Consider the following 24,519-nt stretch of genomic DNA (forward strand, 5'->3'; position numbering starts at 1 on the left):
GATGGCCCATAACCCGACGCAAAGCGTGCCGGGACATTCCCATCAGCAGGACGGCAGCTTTGCCGTCCATCGCGCCTTGCCAGACGAGGTGCCGATCGCGATCACCTTCAACGGCACCACCCAGGCGGTGATGATGGCCACACCGGCGGATATTACCGATTTCGCCCATGGCTTCGCACTGACCGAGGGCGCCGTGACCGATCTGGCCCAGATCGAACGCTTTGAAACGGTGCAGCACGATCTGGGCATCGAGGCGCGGTTCTGGCTGACCGAGGACCGGGCCGAGGCGCTGGCCGCGCGCCGCCGCACCATGGCAGGGCCGGTGGGTTGCGGGCTGTGCGGTATCGACAGCCTGGATCAGGCGGCGCGCAGCCTGCCCCGCCTGCCCCCCGATGGGTTGCGCCTGTCACCGGCACTGGTCGGTCAGGCCACGGACCAGTTGCGCGCGTCACAACCCTTGCACGACCAGACCCGCGCCACCCATGCCGCCGGCTTTCTGGTGCCCGGCCGGGGCGTCGTCCTGACGCGCGAGGATGTCGGCCGTCACAATGCGCTGGACAAGCTGATCGGTGCGCTGCTGCGTGCGGGCATCGACCCGGCCTCGGGTGCCTGCGTGATCACCTCGCGCATCTCGGTCGAGCTGGTGCAGAAATGCGCCATCGCCGGGCTGCCGGTCATCATTGCCGTCTCGGCCCCCACCGCCTTTGCCGTGCGCGTGGCGGATGATGCCGGCGTGACGCTGGCCGCCTTTGCCCGCGGCGGCGGGTTCGAAACCTATTCCCACCCGCACCGCATTACCGACGAGGTGTCGCATGTCGCCTGAAAAGATGGTCCATATGGCCAATCAGATCGCCACATTCTTCAAGACCCAGCCCGGCGACAACGCGCCTGAACGGGTGGCCGGCCATCTGCGCGATTTCTGGGAACCGCGCATGCGCGACCAGTTGCGCCGCTATGTGGACGAGGGAGGCACCGGGCTGGACCAGATCGCCATCGAGGCCGTCAAGCGGATCTGACCACCCCCGATTGCGGCCTGCACGCCGGCCTCGAACCGCGCCGCATGGTCGCAGCAGGGACGTTTTGGCTTGCGTCATTGCTGGCGTTGATCCAGACCTTATGATCATGACCGCCGCGCAAAGCACCTCGTTCAGGATCGACTGTTCCTACTGCCCGATTCGCCATCGGGCCGTTTGCGCGAAATGCGAACCGGACGAGCTGGACCTGCTGAACCGCATCAAGATCTATAAGACCTGTCCCGCCGGGCAGGTCATCGCCATCCGGGGCGAGCAGATGGACATGGTCGCCTCGATCGTCTCGGGGACGGCGATGGTCACTCGCTCGATCACGGATGGGCGGACGCAGATGATCGGGTTGCTGCTGCCATCGGATTTCATCGGCCGGCCGGGGCGCGAGGCGGCGCCCTATGACATCACGGCGATCACCGATGTGACGCTGTGCTGTTTCCGCAAGCGGCCCTTCGAACAGCTGTTGCTGGACATGCCGCATGTTCAGGAACGGCTGCTGGAAATGGCGCTGGACGAACTGGATGCCGCCCGCGACTGGATGTTGCTTCTGGGCCGCAAGACCGCGCGCGAACGCATCGCCAGCCTGCTGTCGCTGATCCTGCGGCGCGCCAAGCTGCCCGAAGCATTGGCCGAGCGCGACTGCCGGATCGAGCTGCCGATCTCGCGCGAGGCGATCGCGAATTATCTGGGCCTGACGATTGAAACCGTCAGCCGCCAGCTGACCCGGCTGGCCAAGGACGGCATCATCCGCATCGACGGCAAACGCGGCATCATTGTCCCTGACGTTGCCGAGCTGATGGCCGAAACGGGCGACGATTCGGACGGCGGCGTCATCGCCTGACCTTCGATGGCTGTGTGGCCCGGACCGCGCCCGCGTCGGTCCGCCATCGCGGCAATTCCCTGTGAAATCGGCGAAACCCGTGGGCAGTGCGCCACGCTGGCCTACCCTGCGCGTGGTTTCTTGATCCAGATCAATGCAGGCCCCGTCCCCCGCACGTAGCGAAGCCTCGCGAACAGGAACGCGCGCGCCCATCGCGTGCGGAATTATCACGAGGGATATTGCATGGCAGACGCCGTCAAACTCACAGTGCTTGGGCTCGTGGCGCTTTTCATGGCCATCGCGGCCAATTGGGCGCACGATCTGGCATATCAGGTTCACGCGCTGATCCTGATGTTCATCGCGGTCGGGTTGGCCATCATGGTCATGCGGCGGTCGGATCGGCCGGCGCCTGTGGTCGATCAATCGGAATATATGGACGATGTCATCCGGGCGGGTGTCATCGCGACGGGCTTCTGGGGCGTGGTCGGCTTTCTTGCCGGCGTGTTCATCGCCCTTCAGCTGGCCTTTCCGGCGCTGAATTTCGATTGGGGCCAGCCCTTCACCAATTTCGGCCGGCTGCGTCCGCTGCATACCAGCGCCGTGATCTTTGCCTTTGGCGGCAACGCGCTGATCATGTCGTCCTTCTATATCGTGCAGCGCACCTGTGGCGCCCGGCTGTGGGGCGGCAAACTGGCCTGGTTCGTGTTCTGGGGCTATAACCTGTTCATCGTGCTGGCGGCGACGGGCTATCTGCTGGGGTCGACCCAGTCCAAGGAATATGCCGAGCCGGAATGGTATGTCGACCTGTGGCTGACAATCGTGTGGGTGGCCTTCCTGGCGGTCTATCTGGGCACCATCGCCCGGCGCCGGGAAAAGCACATCTATGTCGCCAACTGGTTCCTGCTGTCCTTCATCATCACCGTGGCGCTGCTGCATATCGTCAACAACATCTCGATCCCGGTTTCGATCTTCGGGTCCAAGTCGGTGCAGATCTTTGCCGGCGTGCAGGATGCGATGACGCAATGGTGGTATGGCCATAACGCCGTTGGTTTCTTCCTGACCGCAGGTTTCCTGGGGATGATGTATTACTTCGTCCCGAAACAGGCCGGCCGCCCTGTCTACAGCTACAAACTGTCGATCATCCACTTCTGGGCGCTGATCTTCCTGTATATCTGGGCCGGTCCGCACCACCTGCATTATACCGCGCTGCCTGACTGGGCCGCCACGCTTGGCATGGTGTTCTCGATCATCCTGTGGATGCCGTCCTGGGGTGGCATGATCAACGGGCTGATGACGCTGGACGGAGCCTGGGACAAGCTGCGCACCGACCCGATCATCCGCATGATGGTGGTCAGCCTGGCCTTCTATGGCATGTCGACCTTTGAAGGGCCGATGATGTCGATCCGGGCCGTGAACAGCCTGTCGCATTATACCGACTGGACCATCGGCCATGTTCATTCCGGCGCGCTTGGCTGGAACGGCATGATCACTTTTGGCGCGCTGTATTTCCTGACGCCCCGGCTGTGGGGTCGCGATGGGATGTATTCTTCCGCCGCGATCAACTGGCACTTCTGGTTGGCGACCATCGGCATCGTTCTTTACGCAAGCTCGATGTGGGTCACCGGCATCATGGAAGGCCTGATGTGGCGCGAGGTCGATGCGCAAGGCTTCCTGGTCAACAGCTTCGCCGACACGGTTGCCGCGAAATTCCCGATGTATGTCGTGCGCGCCCTTGGCGGGATTCTTTATCTGGCCGGCGGGATCGTGATGGCCTGGAACATGTGGATGACGATCCGCGGAGGCGTGCGCGTCACCGCCCCGGTCGGCGTCCCGGCGGAGTAAGCAAAGATGGCAAAACACGACAAACCCACCGCTTCACAAGGGCAGCCGCAACCCGATGCGACGACAGGTCAGGCCGCAAAGCCGCGCCGCAAGGGCTTTCTTGACCGCCACGCGATGATCGAACGCAGCGCAAGCTTGCTGTTCATCTTCTCGCTGCTGGTGGTCACCATCGGCGGCGTGGTCGAGATCGCCCCGCTGTTCTATCTGGAAAACACCATCGAGGATGTCGAGGGCATGCGCCCCTATACCCCGTTGGAGCTGACCGGCCGCGATATCTATATCCGCGAGGGTTGCTATACCTGCCACAGCCAGATGATCCGCCCGATGCGCGACGAGATCGAGCGTTACGGCCATTACTCGCTGGCGGCGGAATCGAAATACGATCACCCGTTCCAGTGGGGGTCCAAGCGCACGGGCCCGGATCTGGCCCGCGTGGGCGGGCGCTATTCCGATGCCTGGCATGTCGACCACCTGAAAGATCCGGCATCGGTCGTGCCGGTCAGCATCATGCCGAAATACGCCTTCCTGTCCGAACAGCGGATCGAACCGACCTATATCGAATCGCTGCTGAAAACGCACCGGATGGTTGGCGTCCCCTATACGGATGAGATGATCGAATCCGCCAAGGCCGATTTCCGCGTGCAGGCCGATCCTTTCGGCGACACCGACGGGCTGATGGAACGCTATCCCGGTGCGATTGTGTCGAATTTCGACGGCCAGCCGCAACTGACCGAGATGGATGCGCTGGTCGCCTATCTGCAAATGCTGGGCACGCTGGTCGATTTCTCGACCTTCACCCCAGACGCCAGCCGGTAAGGAGGGGTTACGATGGATACCTATTCCGCAATGCGCCAGTTCGCCGACAGCTGGGGCCTGCTGGCCATGACGCTGTTCTATCTGGGCGCGATTGTCTGGGCGTTTCGGCCCGGCGCCAAGAAAAGCCACCAAGAGGCGGCAAGCCTGCCCTTCCGCAATGAAACGGCGCCCGCACAGGCGGTCGCCCCCGCGCAGCAGCCGGGCGCAGTTGCCACCGATCCCGACCACCTGCCCGTGGAGAAAGCCTGATGTCCGACAAGAACAAGCAGGACCCCATCACCGGCGTCGATACAACCGGTCATGACTGGGACGGCATCAAAGAGCTGAACAATCCGCTGCCCCGCTGGTGGCTGTGGACCCTGTATGGCACGATTGTCTGGGCCATCGGCTATTGCATCGCCTATCCGGCCTGGCCGCTGATCGAAGGGGCGACTGCCGGGGTGCTGGGCTATTCCACCCGCGCCGAAGTTGCGGCCGATATCGCCGCCGTCGATGCCCGCAATGCCGAGGTGAACCAGCGGCTGGCCTCGGCCGATCTGGCGACGCTGGCGGTCGACGATCCGGCGCATCAGTTCGGCGTGGCCGGCGGTGCGGCGGTGTTCCGCGCCAATTGCTCGCAATGCCATGGTGCGGGTGCGGCGGGGGCCAAGGGCTATCCCAACCTGCTGGACGATGACTGGCTGTGGGGCGGCACGCTGGACGATGTGGAATACACCGTCCGCCACGGCATCCGCAACGACGCCGATCCCGATGCGCGCTTTTCCCAGATGCCGGCCTTCGGCGAGCTTCTGTCGCGCGAGGAAATCGCCGACACGACCGAACATGTCCTTGCCCTGTCAGGTCAGGATCACGACGCGGCCATGGCCGGTCGGGGCCAGCAGGTCTTTGCCGACAATTGCGCCGTCTGCCACGCAGATGACGGCACCGGCGATCCGGCCCAGGGCGCGCCCGATCTGACCGATGCGATCTGGCTGTATGGCGGCGCGCGCGAGGTCGTGGCCGAAACCATCGAAAAGGCCCGCTTTGGCGTCATGCCCGCATGGGGCCCGCGTCTGACCGAGGCCGAGATCAAGGCTGTCACCTTGTATGTCCACCAGCTTGGAGGCGGTGAATAACCGCCTTCTTGGCCGGGGCGGTGTCTGGTTCCGCCCCGGCGAAGCCCCGGTCCGGTGATCTGTTCGCAAACGCCACCACGGACCGGGGCTTTCTTTCATCAGGCTTGATCCAGATCAAGGCATTCGACGATCCCCGACGGCACAGTATGCCCGCGAACAGACAGGTCCAGCAGAATGAGCGAGACTCCGACCGGCAGCCTGTATGCGCCGCGTGAACCGATCTTTCCCCGGCGAGTCGCGGGGAAGTTTCGGACCCTGAAATGGTGGATCATGGGCGTCACGCTTGCGATCTATTACGTCATGCCGTGGATCCGGTGGGATCGGGGGCCAAGCCTGCCCGATCAGGCGGTGCTGGTCGATCTGGCGCATCGCCGGTTCTATTTCTTCTGGATCCAGATCTGGCCGCATGAATTCTATTTCGTCGCCGGACTGTTGATCATGGCCGGGATCGGTCTGTTCATCTTCACCTCGGCGCTAGGCCGCGTCTGGTGCGGCTATACCTGCCCGCAGACCGTCTGGACCGATCTTTTCATTCTGGTCGAGCGCTGGATCGAGGGCGACAGGAATGCCCGTGTCCGGCTGTGGAACGCGCCATGGTCCGCGCGCAAGCTGCGGCTGCGGGTGACGAAATGGATCATCTGGCTGCTGATCGCGCTGGCGACGGGCGGGGCCTGGATCTTCTATTTCGCCGATGCGCCAACGCTGCTGCGCGATCTTGTGACGTTTCAGGCGCCTCTGGTGGCGTGGTCGACGGTGCTGATCCTGACCGCCACCACCTTCGTCTTTGGCGGCTTCATGCGCGAACAGGTCTGCATCTATATGTGCCCCTGGCCGCGGATTCAGGCGGCGATGATGGACCCCGACACCCTGACCGTCGCCTATCGCGACTGGCGGGGAGAGCCGCGCGGCAAGGGCATGCGCCGCCGCGCCATCGCCGCCGAGGTTCCGGCGGCGGGTGAAACCACGGGCCGGCGTTCACCCGTGATTCCGATGCCGGGCAAGGCGGCCACCGCCACGCCGGCGCCGGCATTGGCCAAGGACGTGCCGGGCGACTGCATCGACTGCAATGCCTGCGTGAACGTTTGCCCGATGGGGATCGACATTCGCGACGGTCAGCAGATGGCCTGCATCACCTGCGCGCTGTGCATCGACGCCTGTGATGACGTGATGGCCAAGATCGGCAAGCCGCGCGGGCTGATCGACTATCTTGCCCTGTCCGACGAACCGGCCGAGCGCGCCGGCCAGCCGCCCCGCCCCCTGCGCCAGCATGTTTTCCGCCTGCGCACGATGATCTATACCGCGCTGTGGGCGCTGATCGGTCTGGGCCTGTTGTGGGCTTTGCTGGTTCGTCCGGCCATCGACGTGACGGTCTCGCCCATCCGCAACCCGCAATATGTGACGCTGTCGGATGGCTCGATCCGCAATGCTTATGACATCCGGCTGCTGAACAAGCAGGGCGAGCAGCGCCCCTTCCGCATCGCGGTCGAGGGCGTGCCCGGCCTGATCGCCAGCATCGAGGGCGCCGATGGCGATACCGTCAGCGTGCCCGCCGACACCACTGGCCTGCACCGGGTTTATGTCACTGCCCCGGCCGGCTCGGCCCCGGCAAATGCGCATACGACCGATATCCTGTTCTCGATCGACGAGATGGTGTCGGGCGAACATGCTGATGCCGACAGCGTCTTTAACGGAAAGGGAACGCAATGAGCAGGGAACTGACCGGCCGCCATGTGGCGCTGATTTTCGTCGGCTGCTTCAGCATCATCATCGGGGTCAATCTGGTGCTGGCGACGCAGGCTATCCGCACCTTTCCGGGGCTGGAGGTCAAGAATTCCTACGTCGCCAGTCAGGTCTTCGACCGCGACCGCAGGGCACAAGAGGCGCTTGGCTGGACCGCCGCCGCCCGGATCGAGGGCGAGGCGCTGTATCTTGACCTGACCGGCCCCGGCGGTCAGCCCGCCAAGGCCCGCATCATCGAGGCCAAGCTGGGCCGCGCCACCCATGTGGCCGATGACCGCATGCTTGATTTTCAGCACAGCAGCGGGGCAACCTTCATCGCCGCAACGCCCGGTCTGGATTACGGCACCTGGCATCTGTGGCTGGAAGCCGAGGCCGCCGACGGCACCCGCTTCCGCCAGCGCCTTGACCTGTGGGCCGATAAATGAGCGTCACCGCCTGCCCCGGCTGCGCCCTTGGCGACAGCGAAGCCATCTCGGCACCGGGCAACCGCCCCGCGGATGCCACGTTTGAACTGGTTCTGCCCGGCATCCATTGCGCCGCCTGCATCGCCACCGTCGAGCGCGTCCTGAACGCCCTGCCCGAGATTCGCAGCGCCCGCGTGAACCTGACCCGCAAGCGCGCCTGGGTCGCGGCCGAGCCCGGCATCACCGACCCAAGCGGATGGATCGAGGCATTGGCCGACGCCGGATACGAAGCGCATGAGGCCTCGTCAGTCCCCGCGCCGGACAGTTCCGGTTCCGATCTTGCGCTGCATCTGGGGATCGCCGGTTTCGCGATGATGAACGTGATGCTGCTGTCCGTCGCGGTCTGGTCGGGCGCCGCCGATGCCACCCGCAACCTGATGTACTGGATCAGCGCCATGATCGCGCTGCCAGCGACCGCCTTTGCCGCCCAGCCTTTCTTTCGCAATGCCTGGGCCGCCCTGCGCGCCGGGCGGCTGGCGATGGATGTGCCGATCTCGCTGGCCATTATCTTGGCCTGCGGCATCTCGCTTTATGAAACCATCGAGGGCGGCGATCATGCCTGGTTCGAAGCCGCGCTGTCGCTGACCTTCTTCCTGCTGGCCGGCCGCTATCTTGACCTGCGGATGCGGCAATCCGTCCGGTCTGCCGCATCCGACCTTTCGGCGCTGGAACCCCGCCGCGTTCACCGGATCGAGGGCGATGCCCGCGTTTCGCGCCCGATCGAGGATATCCGTCTTGGCGATACGCTGTGGCTGGCCGCCGGTGCGCGGGTGCCGGTCGATGCGGTTCTGGTGGACGATCAGGTTCGCGTGGACCGCAGCGCCCTGACCGGCGAATCCGATCCTATCGCCCGCATCGCCGGGCAGGATCTGGTCGCGGGTGACGTGGTGCTGACCGGCCCCGTCCGCATCCGCGCCACTGCCGTGGGCGAGGACACCACCCTGCGCCGCATGACCCGGCTTGTCGCCATCGCAGAAACCGCACGCGGGCGTTACAGCAGCCTCGCTGAAAAGGCCGCGTCGATCTATACGCCCGCGATCCATCTGATCGCGCTGGTCACATTCATCGGCTGGATGGCCGTGACCGGCGATATTCGCCAGTCGCTGAACGTCGCCGTGGCCACGCTGATCATCACCTGCCCCTGTGCGCTTGGTCTGGCGATCCCCGCCGTTTCGGCCGCAGCGACCGGGCGGCTGTATCGACTTGGCTGTCTGGTCAAAAGCGATACGGCGCTGGAACGTCTGGCGCAGGTCGACACGGTGGTTTTCGACAAGACCGGCACGCTGACCCGGCAGGAACTGGTCGTGCCGGGTGACATGCCCACCGACGCCCGGCAGGTGCTGCGCGGGCTGGCCAATGCATCGGACCATCCGCTGTCGCGCGGGCTGCGCGCCACGCTGCGCGACGTCACCCCCGCCGCGCTGAATGGGCTGGCCGAGCTGCCCGGCAAAGGCATCGGCGCCCTGAGGAATGGCCAGCCGGTTTCGCTGTTCGCCGCAGATGATGGTCGCGCGTCGATCCTGTCCATTGGTGAAACCCGCTATGTTCTGGATCGCACCGAGCGCACCGTTCCCGGCGCGACGCAACTGATCACCCGACTGCGCGGGATGGGGATGGATGTCAGCCTGCTGACCGGCGATGCCGAGGATCGCGCCATCCGCATCGGGGACGAGCTGGGGATTTCGCGTGTCTGGGCCTCGGTGCCCGCCGATGGCAAGGTGCAGGTGGTCAAGGCCCTGCGCGCAGAGGGTCGCAATGTGCTGATGGTCGGCGACGGGCTGAACGACGCGGCCGCGCTGACGGCGGCCAATGCCTCGATCGCGCCGGGTCACGCACTGGACATCAGCCGCAACGCCGCCGATGCGGTGGTGACGGGCGATATCGGGATGATCGCCGATGTCTTGCGCCTGGCCACCTCGGCACGGCGGCGGATGCTGGAAAACCTGCTGATCTCTGCCGGCTATAACGTTGTCGCCATTCCGCTGGCCGTGCTGGGATTTGCCTCCCCGCTGATGGCTGCGGTTGCCATGTCGACCAGTTCGATCACCGTCACGCTGAACGCCCTGCGCACGAGGTAGCAGAAGATGAACATCCTTCTTGTCCTGATCCCCTGTTCGCTGTTTCTGGGCGGGCTTGCGCTGGTGCTGTTTATCTGGACGATCCGATCGGACCAGTATGACGATCCCGATGGCGCCGCGAACCGCATCCTGCTGGACGATCCGAATGATCAGGGCTGAGCCCGACGCATAGCTGGTATTTTCCGCAGGAATCCTTTGCCCCACAACCTATCCCGCCTTGCGCCCCGGCCGGTCTTGGCTATAACCCCGGACGATTTGCGCCGATGACAGCCAGCCGGGGAATGGGACCATGCCGAAAAGAACCGATATCAACTCTATCCTGATCATCGGTGCCGGACCCATCGTTATCGGTCAGGCATGCGAGTTCGACTATTCCGGCGCTCAGGCCTGCAAGGCCCTGCGGGAAGAAGGCTACCGGGTCGTTCTGGTCAACTCGAACCCCGCGACGATCATGACCGACCCGGAAATGGCCGACGCCACCTATATCGAGCCGATCACCCCGGAAATCGTCGAAAAGATCATCGCCAAGGAACGGCCCGACGCGCTGTTGCCCACGATGGGCGGGCAAACCGGGCTGAACACCGCGCTGGCACTGGCCGATGCCGGGGTGTTGCATCGCTATGGCGTGGAACTGATCGGCGCACAGCGCACCGCCATCGAAATGGCCGAGGACCGCAAGCTGTTCCGCGAGGCGATGGACCGCATCGGCCTGGAAAACCCGCGCGCGACCATCGTTTCTGCACCCAAGCACCCCAACGGCAAATATGACGTCTCGGCCGGCGTCGCCATCGCGATGGAAGCGCTTGAGGAAATCGGCCTGCCCGCCATCATCCGCCCCGCCTTTACCCTTGGCGGCACCGGCGGCGGCGTCGCCTATAACCGCGACGATTACGAACGCATCGTGCGGTCCGGGCTTGATGCCTCGCCCGTCGCGCAGGTGCTGGTGGACGAAAGCCTGCTGGGCTGGAAAGAATTCGAGATGGAGGTCGTGCGCGACCGCAATGACAACGCCATCATCGTCTGCGCCATCGAGAACGTCGATCCGATGGGCGTTCATACCGGCGATTCGATCACCGTCGCGCCCGCGCTGACGCTGACCGACCGCGAATACCAGATCATGCGCAATGGCAGCATCGCCGTTCTGCGCGAAATCGGCGTGGAAACCGGCGGTTCCAACGTGCAATGGGCGATCAACCCTGCCGATGGCCGCATGGTCGTGATCGAGATGAACCCCCGCGTCAGCCGTTCCTCGGCGCTGGCCTCGAAGGCGACCGGCTTCCCCATCGCCAAGATCGCCGCGAAGCTGGCCGTTGGCTATACGCTGGACGAGCTGGACAATGACATCACCAAGGTCACCCCCGCATCGTTCGAACCCAGCATCGACTATGTCGTCACCAAGATCCCGCGCTTTGCCTTCGAGAAATTCCCCGGATCGAAACCCGAACTGACCACCGCGATGAAATCGGTGGGCGAGGTCATGGCCATCGGTCGCAGCTTCCATGAAAGCCTGCAAAAGGCGCTGACAAGCATGGAAAACGGCCTGACCGGGCTGGACGAAATCACCATCGAGGGCGCCGCCGATCAGGGCAAGCCTGCCGTCATCGCCGCCCTGTCCAAGCAGACCCCCGACCGCATCCGCGTGATCGCCGAGGCGATGCGTTTCGGCCTGACCGATGACGAGATTCAGCGCGTCACCAGTTTTGATCCCTGGTTCCTGTCGCGCATCCGCGAAATCGTCGATGCCGAGAACATCGTGCGCCAATCCGGCCTGCCCACCGATGCCAAGGGCCTGCGCCACCTCAAGATGATGGGCTTCACCGATGCCCGCCTGGCCAACCTGACCGACCGCGACGAGGCCGATATCCGCCGCGCCCGTCAGGCGCTGGACATCCGCCCCGTATTCAAGCGCATCGACACCTGCGCCGCCGAATTCGAGGCCCAGACCCCCTATATGTATTCCACCTATGAAGCCCCCGCGATGGGCGACGTGGAAAACGAGGCCCGCCCCAGCAACGCCAAAAAGGTCGTCATCCTTGGCGGTGGTCCGAACCGCATCGGCCAGGGGATCGAGTTCGACTATTGCTGCTGCCACGCCTGTTTCGCGCTGACCGCGGCGGGCTATGAAACGATCATGATCAACTGCAACCCGGAAACGGTCAGCACTGACTATGACACCTCGGACCGGCTCTATTTCGAACCGCTCACGCTGGAGCATGTCCTTGAAATCCTCAGCGTCGAACAGGAAAACGGCACGCTTCACGGCGTCATCGTGCAATTCGGCGGCCAGACCCCGCTGAAACTGGCCAACGCGCTGGAGGCCGAAGGCATCCCGATCCTCGGCACCACGCCCGACGCCATCGACCTGGCCGAGGACCGCGAGCGTTTCCAGAAGCTGCTGAACGATCTGGATCTGAAACAGCCGATCAACGGCATCGCCCACAGCCCCGCGCAAGCGATCGAAATCGCTGAACGTATCGGCTTTCCGCTGGTCATCCGTCCGTCCTATGTGCTGGGCGGCCGCGCGATGGAGATCGTGCGCGATATGGACCACCTGAACCGCTATATCACCGAAGCCGTCAAGGTTTCCGGCAAGAACCCGGTGCTGCTGGACAGCTATCTTTCCGGCGCAATCGAGGTTGATGTTGATGCGCTGTGCGACGGTGAAACCGTCCATGTCGCTGGAATCATGGAACATATCGAGGAAGCCGGGGTCCATTCGGGCGACAGCGCCTGTTCGCTGCCGCCGCATACGCTGGACGCGGCCACCGTCGAGGAGTTGAAACGCCAGACCGTCGCCATGGCCCGCGCCCTGCGCGTCAAGGGCCTGATGAACGTGCAGTTCGCGCTGAAAGACGGCGCGATCTATGTGCTGGAGGTGAACCCCCGCGCGTCCCGCACCGTGCCTTTTGTCGCCAAGGCCACCGACAGCGCCATTGCCAGCATCGCCGCCCGGCTGATGGCGGGCGAGCCGATGTCGAACTTCCCCGCCCGCCAGCCCTATCCCGAAGGCGTCGGCCCCGAGGATGATCTGCCCTTCGCCGATCCGCTGACCCTGGCTGACCCGAAAACCCCGTGGTTTTCGGTGAAGGAAGCGGTGATGCCCTTCGCCCGCTTCCCCGGCGTCGATACGCTGCTTGGCCCGGAAATGCGTTCCACTGGCGAGGTGATGGGCTGGGACCGCAACTTCCCGCGCGCCTTCCTGAAGGCCCAGCTTGGTGCCGGGACCACGCTGCCCTCCTCGGGTCTGGTCTTCATCTCGATCAAGGATTCCGACAAGACGCCCGAGCTTGCCGCCGCCGCCCGCGACCTGATCACCATGGGGTTCCAGATCATCGCCACCAGCGGCACGGCCGATTTCCTGTCGGCCGCCGGGGTCGAAACCGCCCGCGTGAACAAGGTCTATGAGGGTCGCCCGAACATCGTGGACCGGCTGAAGAACAACGAGATCGCGATGGTGCTGAACACGACCGAAGGCGCGCAAGCCATTGCGGATTCACGCGAAATCCGTGCAGTCGCGCTGTATGACAAGATCCCCTATTACACGACGGCGGCGGGCAGCATCGCTGCCGTAGCCGCGATCAAGTCGCGGGAAGAGGGCGAAGTTGGGGTGCGGTCGTTGCAGGCCTGAAGCCTGCCCGGCCGGCCCGCCCCCCAACCCGACGCCCCGTAGGGTGCGTGCTTGCACGCACCATGCCCGCCGCCCTGCCTTGCATATTGCTGCCCCCTGATCGGCGGGAATTAACCGTCGATTTACCCCTGATGGGTAGGTTCTGGCCGAGCCGGGTGCGACTCGGGCGCGGATTGTTGACCGGGACGGTTATGCCTTCAAAAGGGTCGCCGTCCGCCAGTTCGGACGCAGAGCAAGGAACAGAAAGGACAGCAGGATGGCGCAAGCAACGGCCGAGGAACGATATCTGCTGGATATCATCAATACCACACGCACCGTTCAGGGGCTTGATCCCCTGACGCTGGAAACGCGTCTGAACGCCTCTGCCGACGGGCATTCATCCTGGATGCTGCAAGCCGACCAATTCAGCCATACCGGCCGCAACGCCAGTTCGGCCACCGACCGGATCGCCGCTGCCGGTTTCGATCTTTCGGGCGGATGGTCCACGGCCGAGAATATCGCCTATGTCTCGGTCGACAATGACGGCAGCCTGTTGGACGAGGTCGAAAGACTGCACCAGATGTTGATGGACAGCCCCGGCCACCGGGCCAATCTGCTGTCCGATCGCAGTGACATGGTGGGCCTGGGGTTGCAGCTGGGCCAGTTCACGCGCGACGGGCAGACCTATACCGTGCTGATGCTGACCCAGAACTTTGCCTCGACCGGCGGCGATGTGGTCTATGATCTGGCTCCGGGGGTGACAGTTTCGACGCTGGATGCGCCGGAATGGGTCACAATCAGCCCGATCCGCGCGGGCTGGCTTCCGGCCTTCAATGGCGAGGTATTCACCCGGTCCACGGGCCTGACCGAATTGCGGGGGACGTGGAAAGGCGACGACATCAGACTGTCCAGCGCGGCGGATCTGGTGAATGGCGGGGGCGGCCATGACTGGATCGCGTCGGGCGCTGGCGCGGATACGGTCACCGGCTCGGTCGGGAATGACTTCATCCGGGGCGAGGCCGGGCGCGATGTTCTGCGTGGCGGCGCCGGCCATGACCGGATTGACGGCGGCATCGGCGACGATCGGATCGACGGCGGCGCCGGCGATGACCGGCTGCGCGGCGGTGAGGGCGGTGACCGGATCGACGGGATGGACGGCAACGACCGGATCGCAGGCGGCGGTGGCGGCGATCTGCTGCGCGGTGGCAGCGGCCATGACCGGATCGAGGGCGATGCCGGCCGCGACCAGATCGCCGCAGGGCTTGGCAGCGACCTGATCAATGGCGGCGCAGGCGATGACCGGCTGTCGGGCGGCGGCGGGGCAGACAGCTTTATCTTTGACGACGCGCCGGGCCGCGATACGGTGCTGGATTTCCAAGCAGGCGTCGACAGGTTGCTGATCGACGAGGATCTGATCACCGGCGAGCTGGTCGATTTTGTCCAGGACAACATTGTCCGGGTGAATGGCGGCATTCGCATCGAACTGGCCGACGGCCAGTGGATTCAGGTTCACGGTGCCAATCTGACCGTCGCAGAGGTGGCGGACGACATCTATCTGATCTGATGGCCAGGCCCGACAGGCGATGGCGGCCGGATATCGAACCGCGTATGCGTCAAGCGTAGTTGGCGGCGCGGGGCCACACGGCAGCCAGAGGGCTTGCCGTGCTGGCTGGTGCAGATTGGCGAGATAGCCTGCCGGCCGAGCATCTCCGCATCGGTGCCCCATGCGGTCGGGGCGCCGCCTTCCGGCGCAGCCGCTGGTTCCGCTTTCGCAAACCGGCCGACAGTCGGATCGCCGGGCGGTCCTGCACCCTCGCCATGACATCCGCCGCCGCGCCTTCATGGTCCGCAGGTCGACCGATCCGGCGGCGATGCCGTCAGCGCTTGGGAATGAAGCCCTGTTCCGTCAGCACGATGGCGTCAAGATCCAGTCCAAAGGTCGCCGCTGCCTGCCGTGCCGTATCAGTAACCTCGCGCATCATCGCCGGATCACCCGTGGCGGCCTGAATCGAGGCCTCTAGCAGCGCCCCTGCACCATGAAAATCTCGGCCGACTGCTGCCGGTCTGCGTCGCCCAAGGCGGCAAATTCCGGCGCCTGCGCAAAGGCGTCCGCCATCTGCGCCGCCACGGACTGCGCCATCCGGGGCGAGGTCTGGGACGTGTCGCGATTGGCCACGCTCCTGACACTGATCAGCCAGGCGGCATAGGCATCGGCGACATTGTTCTTTTCCAGACCGGCCGCGCGCATCAGGTCGCCAAGGCGATCAATGAAATCGCCCGAGGCAAATTCTTGCTCCAGTTGCGCCGCATCGGCCGGACTGACCACCCTGATCCTTTCGACGAAATCCGCCAGATTGGCCTTGGTCGGCGCGGCCGAAGGGGTATAGGTCAGCGTGACCTGCGGCAGATTCCGAGTGGCCGGCATGTCCCGACTGGCGGAATTACCCCGGAACGGTCCTCTTCAATCACGGTCCAGAGCTGCTGCGGGTTCATCAGCGGCTGCGGCATGAAATCCTGTGCCGTGGCCAGCGGCGCCGCGAAACACAGGCCGGCAAGGATCAGCACGCACAAATTGCAAACAGATTTAAGCATGGCATTCCACCGTCAACCACTACACTGAAACATTGATGTGATGGGAAACTGCAAAGTCTGGCTTCTGCCTGTATATGCCGTGCCTTAGCCGCCGGGCGCGCGCGCCTGCACCTTGGACAGCTGCACCATCAGGATCCCGCCCGCGATCACCAGCGCGCCGACCAGATCGGCCGGCCCGAAACGCTCGCCCAGAAAGGCGGCGGCAATGCTGACGCCCAGAAAGGGGGTCAGGAAGTGAAAGGTCGCGGCGCGGGTCGCACCGATGCGGCCGACCAGCCGGAACCAGATGAAGGTCGCCAGCAATCCCGGCGCCAGCACCGTATAGATAAAGGCCCAGACCAGTTTCCAGGACCATTGCACCGCGCCCATATCCTCGAACGCGGCGGCAAGCGGCAGCAGAGCCAGCGCACCGACAAGCATTTGCAAGGCCACGATCATCAGCACGTTCTGCCCGCCCCCCGTGCCGCGCAGCACCAGAGTTGCCGCCGTCAGCGCCACGACCGCAATCAGGCACATGACCACGCCCAGCGGATCCAGCCCGTCGGTCAGCCGCGATCCCATGATCAGCGCCACCCCTGCAAAACCGGCGCCCAGCCCGGCAATCGCCATGGGTCGCAGTTTTTCGCCATAGAACAGCCAGCCCGCCGCCGCGACCAGAAGCGGCAGCATCGAGGCGATGATCGAGGCGGCCGAGGCCTCGACCCGCTGCATTGCGACCCAGTTCAGCCCCAGATACAGCGCATTCTGGCACAGGCCGAAGATGATGACGGTGCGCCACTCGGCCCGGCTTAACCGCCAGCTTTGGCCCATGGCCCGCGCCAGCAGCACGCCCAGAACAGCCGATAGAAGGAACCGAACCACCAGCGCGGTCAGCGGCGGGGCATCCAGCACGATCACGCGGGTCGAGGTAAAGGCCGAGGACCACAAAAGCCCGAAGGTCAGCCCCATAAAGATCGCGCGGATATCCATGCAGTGCCCCCGGTTTGCCCCGTTATCTGCGGCTAACAGCTTGGCCGCGGAATGAAAAGGCGGGCTCCGGCGCGCCGGCATGAAAAAAAGGCCGCACCCGATGGCGCGGCCCGCAATGTCGTCAGTGCCGGATGGATCAGGCGTTGACGCTGTCTTTCAGCGCCTTGGCAACGGTAACCTTCACCTGCTTGTCGGCCGGCTTGGTCATCATTTCCTGGGTCTGCGGGTTGCGAACCTGACGTTCGGGGCGCGCGCGGCAGGCGATCTTGCCGATGCCCGGCAGCGTGACGGCACCACCGTTCGACACTTCGCGGGTCACCACATTGGTGATCGCGTCCAGCGCGGCGGTGGCCGACTTCTTGTCGGACCCCATCTCGTCAGCGAGGGCGGCGACCAGCTGGGTCTTGGTCATCGGTTTCGCATTAGCACTAGCCATCAATCTGTCTCCTCTGGCCCTGTTGCAGGCATTATCAATTGCGCCGATCCGGCGACACAAAGCCTGCTACACACGGTTTTGACTCTTAGATCAAGTATTATTCGCTGGTTTTCAGCCTTCGGTCGGCACTCGGCGGCTTTCCGTTAGGTCACAAGAAGGCGGTTTCGCTGAAAGAACGCAATTTGCGGCTGTGAATCCGTTCCAAAGGCATCTCTCGCAGCTTCTCCATCGCGCGCACGCCAATCAGCAAGTGGTTTGAAACCTGCGTGCGATAAAAATCCGTGGCCATGCCCGGCAGCTTCAATTCGCCATGCAGGGGCTTGTCGCTGACGCAAAGCAGGGTGCCATAGGGAACGCGAAAGCGAAAACCATTGGCGGCGATGGTGGCGCTTTCCATGTCCAGCGCGACGGCGCGCGATTGCGACAGGCGGCGCACCGGGCCGGACTGGTCGCGCAGCTCCCAGTTGCGGTTGTCGATGGTCGCCACGGTGCCGGTGCGCATGATCCGCTTCAGGTCATAGCCGTCCAGCTGAGTGATCTCGGCCACGGCTTCCTGCAAGGCGACCTGGACCTCGGCCAGCGCCGGGATCGGCACCCAGACAGGCAGGTCGTCATCCAGCACGTGATCCTCGCGCAGATAGGCATGGGCCAGCACGAAATCGCCAAGGCGCTGGCTGTTGCGCAGCCCGGCGCAATGGCCAACCATCAGCCAGGCATGGGGGCGCAGCACGGCGATATGATCGGTCGCTGTCTTGGCGTTGGATGGCCCCACGCCGATATTAACCAGCGTGATCCCCTGCCCGTTCTCGCGGATCAGGTGATAGGCCGGCATCTGCGGCATCTTCTGACTGGCTGGCAGCGGCTGGTTCGGGTCGGTGATGACGTGATTGCCCGGCGAGACAAAGGCGGTATAGCCCATCGACGGATCAGCCAGGGCACGGCGGGCATAGGCCTCGAATTCGTCGACATAGAACTGATAATTGGTGAACAGCACGAAATTCTGGAAATACTCGGGCGCGGTGGCGGTGTAATGGGCCAACCTGGCCAGCGAGTAATCAACGCGCTGCGCGGTAAAGGGCGCCAGATGCAGCGCGCCATCGGCATGCGGCTCGGCCTCGCCATTCACGATGTCGTCGTTCATCGTCATCAGGTCAGGCACGTCGAACACGTCGCGCAGGCTGAAATCCAGCACGCCTTCCTGCGGCACGTTCAGGTCCGACTGGCTGGCGACCGCGAAATGCACGGGGATCGGCGTCTCACTGGGGCCGACGGTCACTGGCACGCCGTGGTTGCGGATCAGCAGGCCGATCTGCTGGGTCAGATAGTTGCGGAACAGATCGGGCCGGGTGATCGTCGCGACATAGCTGCCGGGAATGGCCACGTGGCCGAAGGACAACCGCGAATCGGTCTGCGAATGGCTGGTCGTGGTCAGCCGCACCTCGGGATAAAAGGCGCGATAGCGCGCCCTGGGCCGCTGTCCCTTCAATGTCGCGATGAAATGGTCCAGCAGAAAGCCGGTCGCCTCGTGATACAGCTGCTCCAGCCGGGCGACGGCCGCCTTGGCGTCGGTGAACTGCTCGCGCGCGGCGGGTGGCGGGGTCTCGACCGGCAGAAAGCGGCTGTCGTGGTCCATCGTCATTGTCCTTGATGATTCCGGCGAATGTGCCAGCCAGAGGCGATGCTGGCAAGCAGCCGAACAGCGCCGGGGCCGCCGCTGCCACAGCCGCCTCTGGCCCTCGCAATCCACCGCGCCTGCGGCTATCTTCGCGGCGCAAGGCAACAGGGGTATGACAATGGCGGAACAGATGGCCGGCAGGATCGTGGTGTTGGGCCACGGCTATTCGGCGGGTTTCCTGACGCCGCTGTTGCGGGCGCGGGGCTGGCACGTGACCGGCACCAGCCGCGACCGGATCGACGCGGTGGCGGCAACCGGCGCGTCGCCGCTGCGCTGGCCGGGCGACGAGACCGAGATCGCCGACCGCATCCTGCGCGCCGACGCCATCCTGATCAGCGCGGCACCGGGTCCGGATGGCGACCCCGCGCTTGCCGCATTCGACGGCCCGTTGCGCCATGCCCGGCCGCGCTGGCTGGGCTATCTGTCGACCACAGGTGTTTACGGCGATCAGGGCGGCGATTGGGTGGACGAGACCGCCCCGCTGGACCCGGCGACGACGCGCGGGCAGGCCCGCGTTCAGGCCGAGGCCGCCTGGCGCGAGCTGTCGGCACAGGCCGGTCTGCCGCTGCATGTCTTTCGCCTTGCCGGCATCTATGGCCCCGGTCGTGGCCCCTTTGCCAAGCTGCGCGCGGGCACGGCGCGGCGGATCGTCAAGCCGGGGCAGGTCTTTTCGCGCATTCATGTCGAGGACATCGCGCAGGTGCTGCTGGCCTCGATCAGCCGGCCCGATCCGGGCGCGGTCTATAACGTCTGTGACGACGATCCTGCCGCGCCGCAGGATGTCATCGCCCATGCCGCGCGGCTGCTCGGGCTGCCGGTGCCCGAACCGATCGCCTTTGACCAGGCCGATCTGGCGCCTATGGCGCGCAGCTTCTATGCCGAATCCAAGCGCGTCTCGAATGCGCGGATCAAGCGGGATCTGGGCGTTACGCTGCGCTATCCCGATTATCGCACCGGTCTGGCCGCGATCCTGCGCGACGAGGAAACGGCCGAGGCCTGACGCTTCGCCGCATTTACAATGCGCGGCGCGCGTGTTTGATCATCAGCCATGAAACCGGATTTCGATGTTCTTATCGCAGGCGGCGGGCTGAACGGCCCGACCTTGGCACTGGCGCTGGCTGGTGCCGGGTTGTCCGTCGCCGTCGTCGATACCCGCCCGGCCGACGCCCGGCAGGCCGATGATTTCGACGGCCGCGCCTATGCGCTGGCACTGGCGTCGCAGCGGCTGCTGAAGGCGCTTGGCCTGTGGGGTGGGCTTGCCGCGAACAGCCAGCCGATCTTTCAGGTAAAGGCATCACAGGGGCAGCCGGGTGACGGGGCCGGGCTGTTCTTTTTGCATTTCGACAGCGCCGAGATCGAGGAAGGCACCGTCGGGCATATGCTGGAGGACCGCTTTCTTTACCGCGCCCTTCTGACGGCCATGCAGGGCCGGGTCACGCTGATCGACGGGGTCTCGGTCACGGGGCAGGATGTCGGCCCGGCCAGCGTCACCGCCACCCTGTCCGATGGTCGCAGCCTGACCGCGCGGCTGTTGATCGGCGCCGACGGTCGTGGCTCGGGCGTGGCGGCGCGGGCCGGGATCAAGCGGCAGGGCTGGGATTACGGCCAGACCGCGCTGGTCGCGGCCATCGACCATGCCGAACCCCATCACGGCATCGCGCATCAGTATTTCATGCCGACCGGCCCCTTGGCGATCCTGCCCCTGCCCGGCAATCGCAGCAGCGTCGTCTGGTCCGAGACCCGCGCCAATGCCACGGCCATCGCTGCCCTGCCCAACGACGATTTCCTGTCGGTCCTGCGCCCCCGCTTTGGCGATTTCATGGGGCCGATCACGCTGGCCGGGCCGCGCTTTTCCTATCCGCTGTCGCTGTCGCTTGCCGAACGCTATGCCGCGCCGCGTGTGGCGCTGGTGGGCGATGCGGCCCATGGGGTGCATCCGCTGGCCGGTCAGGGGCTGAACCTTGGCCTGCGCGACGTGGCGGCACTGGCCGAGGTGATCGTCGATGCCACACGGCGGGGCGAGGATATCGGCGCGCTGGACGTGATCGAACGCTATCAATCGTGGCGGCGCTTTGACGCGACCAGTCTGGCGCTTGGCATGGATGCGGTGAACGGGGTTTTCGGCAGCGACAATCCGGTGATCGCGGCGGCGCGCGGCCTTGGCATGGGGCTCGTCAGCGCCGTGCCGGGGTTGCGCCGGGGCTTCATGCGGCAGGCGGCGGGGCTTTCGGTCGATCCGATGCCGCGCCTGCTGACCGGCCAACCGCTGTAAGGGGGCCGGTATGGCTGGCGCAAACCCGACACCCGAGGCATTGCAGGCCTTTCTGGACCGGCTCAGCGCGGAAATCCATGAACGCGGCGATTGGGGCAAGGTCGCCGACTACATCCCCGAACTGGCCGATGTGGACCCGGCGCAATTCGGCATCGCCGTCCTGCTGGCCGATGGCAGCATGTGCAGCGCGGGCGCGGCGCGTGTCGGGTTCTCGGTCCAGTCGATCAGCAAGGTGTTTTCGCTGGCCTGCGTCCTTGGCCGCATCGGCGAACAGATCTGGCAGCGCGTGGGCCGCGAACCATCGGGGTCGCGCTTTGATTCCATCCTGCTGCTGGAACTGGAAAAGGGCATCCCCCGCAACCCCTTTATCAATGCCGGCGCGCTGGTGGTGACGGACGAGTTGCTGACCGGCCGAACACCCCGAGACGCGCTGTCCGAGATCATCCATTTCATCCGCTTGGCCGCCGATGATGACGACATCCATATCGACCGCGCCGTCGCCATGTCTGAACAGGATACCGGCGACCGCAACCGCGCCCTGGTCAATTATCTGAAATCCTATGGAAATCTGAAAAATCCCGTGGATTATGCGCTTGGCACCTATTTCCACCAATGCGCAATCGAGATGTCCTGCATCCAGCTTGCCCGCGCCGGCCGCGTCATTGCCGGACTGCCTGGCGCCCCCGCAATCCTGTCGCCGACCCGCGCGCGGCGCATCAACGCGCTGATGCTGACCTGCGGCCATTACGACGAATCCGGCGATTTCGCCTTTCGCGTGGGTCTGCCCGGCAAATCAGGCGTTGGCGGCGGGCTGCTGATCGTGGCGCCTGGCCGCGCCTCGATTGCGATCTGGTCGCCGGGGCTGAACGACACCGGCAATTCCCGCGCAGGCACCTTTGCGGCCCGCCGGCTGGCCGAGTTCACCGGCTGGTCGGTTTTTGGCTAGGCACCGCCGGGAACCCTCACTTCGGCGCGAGCGTTCTTGGCCCGAGCAATCCATCATTCGTGATGTGCAAGTCATTGGAGAATCAACCATGATTGGTGCCATGAACAAACGCACCCTCGCCCTTGCGCCCGTCTTCGCCCTTGCCTTCGCGCTGCCCGCGATGGCCGAGAAAATTCCCCTCAACGAATTGTCCAACTATCTGAACGGCCTCGGCACGATGAACGGCAAGTTCACCCAGGTGAACAATGATGGCAGCATCTCGACCGGGCAGGTCTATATCCAGCGCCCCGGCCGCGTGCGGTTCGAATATAACAACGACAACACGCTGGTTCTGGCCTCGGGCGGTCAGGTCGCCGTGTTCGACAGCAAGTCGAACAGCGCCGCCCAGCAATATCCGCTGTCGGAAACGCCGCTGTCGATCATTCTGGCGCAGAATGTCGATCTTGGCCGCGCCAATATGGTCACCGGCCACAGCGAACAGAAAAACACCACCGTGGTGACGGCACAGGACCCCGCGCACCCGGAATATGGCAATATCCAGATGGTGTTCACCGCCGGCCCGACCGAGCTGCGCCAATGGGTCATCACCGACAATGCCGGCGAAAAGACCACCGTGATCCTGGGTGAAATGGCCAAGGGCGGCAGCTTTGCGCCCTCGACCTTCTCGATCAACAACGAGATCGCGCGGCGGAACTGATCACGCAAAACATGGCAAGCCGGGCTGATCCATCAGTCCGGCTTATACATCCAATAAAAATTGCTGGCTTGAACTTCACCGCCTGACGCGCCAACGGTTACCGCGTCTGTTTTACGGTGACCACGCCATGACTTCCGCACAAGCCCGCCTTTTCACGCCGGTCCTGATCGGCGGCTCGATCATCCTGCTGATCAATTTCGCCCTGCGCGCCAGCTTTGGTGTGTTTCAGATCCCCATCGGCACCGAGTTCGGCTGGCCGCGCGCCGAGTTTTCGCTGGCGATTGCGATCCAGAACCTGGCCTGGGGCATCGGCCAGCCGATCTTTGGCGCGCTGGCGGAACGTTGGGGTGACCGCTGGTCGATCATTCTTGGCGCGCTGCTGTATTCCGGCGGGCTGATCCTGTCGGCCTATGCCACCACCCCCGAGACCATGCAGATGCTGGAAGTCATGGTCGGCTTTGGCATCGCCGGCACTGGCTTTGGCGTGATCCTGGCCGTGATCGGCCGCGCCTCCAGCGACAAGAACCGCAGTCTTGCCCTGGGCATCGGCACCGCCGCCGGGTCCGCCGGGCAGGTTTTTGGCGCGCCCCTGGCGGAGATCCTGCTGGCCTATTACAGCTGGCAGTCGGTCTTTATCATCTTTGGCGCCATCATCCTGTCGGTCATGCTGTTCCTGCCGCTTCTGGGTGACAGCAAGCCGGCCACGCGGTCCGAACTGGAAGACAGCATGGGAACGGTGCTGAAGCGTGCCTTCCGCGACCCGTCCTATCTGATGATCTTCGCTGGCTTCTTTTCCTGCGGCTATCAGCTGGCCTTCATCACCGCCCATTTCCCGGCCATGGTGGCCGAGATGTGCGGCCCGATCCTGCCGGGCGGCATGCTGGACAGCATCGGCATCTCGACCACCTCGTTGCTGGGCGCGGTGGCGATCAGCCTGATCGGGCTGGCCAATATCGCCGGGTCGATCTTCGCGGGCTGGCTGGGCAGCCGCTATACCAAGAAATACCTGCTGGCGGGGATCTATACCCTGCGCACCATCGCCTCGGCCGTTTTCATCCTGATGCCGATCACCCCCACCAGCGTCATCGTCTTTTCGCTGGTGATGGGCGGGCTGTGGCTGGCCACGGTGCCGCTGACCTCGGGTCTGGTCGCCTATATCTATGGGCTGCGCTATATGGGCACGCTGTATGGCTTTGTGTTCCTGTCGCATCAGCTGGGGTCGTTCCTGGGCGTCTGGCTGGGCGGCAAGATGTATGACGCTTACGGCGATTACACGATGGTCTGGTGGATCGGCGTCGGCATCGGGGCCTTCAGCGCCCTGATCCATCTGCCCATCCGCGAGGAACCGGCACGGACGGGCGCGGTCGCGGCAGCGGCCTGATCGACGGCGTATTTGACGGCTGGCGCGGCGCGGCATAGGGTCGC

22 protein-coding genes are annotated in these 24,519 nt (G+C 64.5%); 18 read left to right on the forward strand and 4 right to left on the reverse strand.

All coding sequences use genetic code 11. From position 1 onward, the window contains the following. Nucleotide 1: 1 nt before the first annotated feature. The 13 genes from fdhD to FNJ84_RS02485 all read left to right on the forward strand — a co-directional run bounded on the left by fdhD (nucleotide 2) and on the right by FNJ84_RS02485 (nucleotide 15,071). Nucleotides 2–823, forward strand: coding sequence for a formate dehydrogenase accessory sulfurtransferase FdhD (gene fdhD, locus FNJ84_RS02425; protein WP_143791310.1), 822 nt, complete (start codon nucleotides 2–4; stop codon nucleotides 821–823). Further along, nucleotides 813–1,016, forward strand: a complete 204-nt coding sequence (locus FNJ84_RS02430; protein WP_143791311.1) for a formate dehydrogenase subunit delta — start codon at nucleotides 813–815, stop codon at nucleotides 1,014–1,016. The genes fdhD and FNJ84_RS02430 overlap by 11 nt, the downstream gene beginning before the upstream one ends. 106 nt (nucleotides 1,017–1,122) lie before the next feature. After that, nucleotides 1,123–1,866 (forward strand): transcriptional regulator FnrL, encoded by a 744-nt coding sequence (gene fnrL, locus FNJ84_RS02435; RefSeq protein ID WP_143791312.1) that lies wholly within the window; start codon nucleotides 1,123–1,125, stop codon nucleotides 1,864–1,866. Between the two features lie 222 nt (nucleotides 1,867–2,088). Then, nucleotides 2,089–3,687 (forward strand): cytochrome-c oxidase, cbb3-type subunit I, encoded by a 1,599-nt coding sequence (ccoN, locus tag FNJ84_RS02440; protein WP_143791313.1) that lies wholly within the window; start codon nucleotides 2,089–2,091, stop codon nucleotides 3,685–3,687. A 114-nt stretch (nucleotides 3,688–3,801) separates the two neighbouring features. Beyond that, nucleotides 3,802–4,503: a cytochrome-c oxidase, cbb3-type subunit II gene (gene ccoO / locus FNJ84_RS02445; RefSeq protein ID WP_255471021.1), complete on the forward strand. Its 702-nt coding sequence runs from the start codon at nucleotides 3,802–3,804 to the stop codon at nucleotides 4,501–4,503. 12 nt (nucleotides 4,504–4,515) lie between these two features. Then, nucleotides 4,516–4,752, forward strand: coding sequence for a cbb3-type cytochrome c oxidase subunit 3 (locus FNJ84_RS02450; protein WP_143791315.1), 237 nt, complete (start codon nucleotides 4,516–4,518; stop codon nucleotides 4,750–4,752). Then, nucleotides 4,752–5,618 (forward strand): cytochrome-c oxidase, cbb3-type subunit III, encoded by an 867-nt coding sequence (gene ccoP, locus FNJ84_RS02455; RefSeq protein ID WP_143791316.1) that lies wholly within the window; start codon nucleotides 4,752–4,754, stop codon nucleotides 5,616–5,618. Before FNJ84_RS02450 ends, ccoP begins: the two co-directional genes overlap by 1 nt. A 174-nt stretch (nucleotides 5,619–5,792) precedes the next feature. Then, a complete protein-coding gene (ccoG, locus tag FNJ84_RS02460; RefSeq protein ID WP_143791317.1) occupies nucleotides 5,793–7,325 on the forward strand; it encodes a cytochrome c oxidase accessory protein CcoG in 1,533 nt (510 codons plus the stop codon). Further along, complete coding sequence (locus tag FNJ84_RS02465) at nucleotides 7,322–7,783, forward strand: FixH family protein (RefSeq protein WP_143791318.1); 462 nt, start codon at nucleotides 7,322–7,324, stop codon at nucleotides 7,781–7,783. Before ccoG ends, FNJ84_RS02465 begins: the two co-directional genes overlap by 4 nt. Further along, nucleotides 7,780–9,900, forward strand: a complete 2,121-nt coding sequence (locus FNJ84_RS02470; RefSeq protein WP_143791319.1) for a heavy metal translocating P-type ATPase — start codon at nucleotides 7,780–7,782, stop codon at nucleotides 9,898–9,900. The genes FNJ84_RS02465 and FNJ84_RS02470 overlap by 4 nt, the downstream gene beginning before the upstream one ends. A 6-nt stretch (nucleotides 9,901–9,906) precedes the next feature. After that, a complete protein-coding gene (gene ccoS / locus FNJ84_RS02475) occupies nucleotides 9,907–10,059 on the forward strand; it encodes a cbb3-type cytochrome oxidase assembly protein CcoS (protein ID WP_143791320.1) in 153 nt (50 codons plus the stop codon). 130 nt (nucleotides 10,060–10,189) lie between these two features. Next, complete coding sequence (gene carB / locus FNJ84_RS02480; protein ID WP_143791321.1) at nucleotides 10,190–13,528, forward strand: carbamoyl-phosphate synthase large subunit; 3,339 nt, start codon at nucleotides 10,190–10,192, stop codon at nucleotides 13,526–13,528. Between the two features lie 256 nt (nucleotides 13,529–13,784). Then, nucleotides 13,785–15,071: a CAP domain-containing protein gene (locus FNJ84_RS02485; RefSeq protein ID WP_143791322.1), complete on the forward strand. Its 1,287-nt coding sequence runs from the start codon at nucleotides 13,785–13,787 to the stop codon at nucleotides 15,069–15,071. A gap of 453 nt (nucleotides 15,072–15,524) precedes the next feature. Here FNJ84_RS02485 and FNJ84_RS02490 read toward each other — a convergent pair whose 3' ends face one another. From FNJ84_RS02490 to FNJ84_RS02505, 4 genes are all read right to left on the reverse strand, one after another. Next, entirely contained in the window at nucleotides 15,525–15,932 is a 408-nt protein-coding gene (locus FNJ84_RS02490; RefSeq protein ID WP_143791323.1) for a DUF6683 family protein, read from the reverse strand. A gap of 251 nt (nucleotides 15,933–16,183) precedes the next feature. Continuing rightward, nucleotides 16,184–17,068, reverse strand: a complete 885-nt coding sequence (locus FNJ84_RS02495) for a DMT family transporter (RefSeq protein WP_143791324.1) — start codon at nucleotides 17,066–17,068, stop codon at nucleotides 16,184–16,186. Nucleotides 17,069–17,204: 136 nt separating this feature from the next. Further along, complete coding sequence (locus FNJ84_RS02500; RefSeq protein WP_143791325.1) at nucleotides 17,205–17,504, reverse strand: HU family DNA-binding protein; 300 nt, start codon at nucleotides 17,502–17,504, stop codon at nucleotides 17,205–17,207. 148 nt (nucleotides 17,505–17,652) lie between these two features. Beyond that, nucleotides 17,653–19,137 carry an AMP nucleosidase gene (locus tag FNJ84_RS02505; RefSeq protein WP_143791326.1) on the reverse strand — a complete coding sequence of 495 codons (1,485 nt, stop codon included), beginning with the start codon at nucleotides 19,135–19,137 and terminating at the stop codon, nucleotides 17,653–17,655. 172 nt (nucleotides 19,138–19,309) lie between these two features. On the opposite strand from FNJ84_RS02505, the gene FNJ84_RS02510 reads away from it, so the two are divergent. The 5 genes from FNJ84_RS02510 (at nucleotide 19,310) to FNJ84_RS02530 (ending at nucleotide 24,475) form a co-directional block, all read left to right on the forward strand. Beyond that, a complete protein-coding gene (locus tag FNJ84_RS02510) occupies nucleotides 19,310–20,179 on the forward strand; it encodes an SDR family oxidoreductase (protein WP_143791486.1) in 870 nt (289 codons plus the stop codon). A 48-nt stretch (nucleotides 20,180–20,227) separates the two neighbouring features. After that, nucleotides 20,228–21,451: a UbiH/UbiF/VisC/COQ6 family ubiquinone biosynthesis hydroxylase gene (locus FNJ84_RS02515; protein WP_143791327.1), complete on the forward strand. Its 1,224-nt coding sequence runs from the start codon at nucleotides 20,228–20,230 to the stop codon at nucleotides 21,449–21,451. 10 nt (nucleotides 21,452–21,461) lie between these two features. Further along, nucleotides 21,462–22,397 carry a glutaminase gene (locus FNJ84_RS02520; protein ID WP_143791328.1) on the forward strand — a complete coding sequence of 312 codons (936 nt, stop codon included), beginning with the start codon at nucleotides 21,462–21,464 and terminating at the stop codon, nucleotides 22,395–22,397. 100 nt (nucleotides 22,398–22,497) lie between these two features. Next, the gene (locus tag FNJ84_RS02525) at nucleotides 22,498–23,094 is read left to right on the forward strand and encodes an outer membrane lipoprotein carrier protein LolA (protein WP_143791329.1); all 597 of its coding nucleotides are present in this window, start codon (nucleotides 22,498–22,500) and stop codon (nucleotides 23,092–23,094) included. Between the two features lie 127 nt (nucleotides 23,095–23,221). Next, nucleotides 23,222–24,475, forward strand: coding sequence for an MFS transporter (locus FNJ84_RS02530; protein ID WP_143791330.1), 1,254 nt, complete (start codon nucleotides 23,222–23,224; stop codon nucleotides 24,473–24,475). Nucleotides 24,476–24,519: the final 44 nt, after the last annotated feature.

This window comes from Paracoccus sp. M683, from assembly GCF_007096355.1.
Taxonomy (GTDB): Bacteria; Pseudomonadota; Alphaproteobacteria; order Rhodobacterales; family Rhodobacteraceae; genus Paracoccus.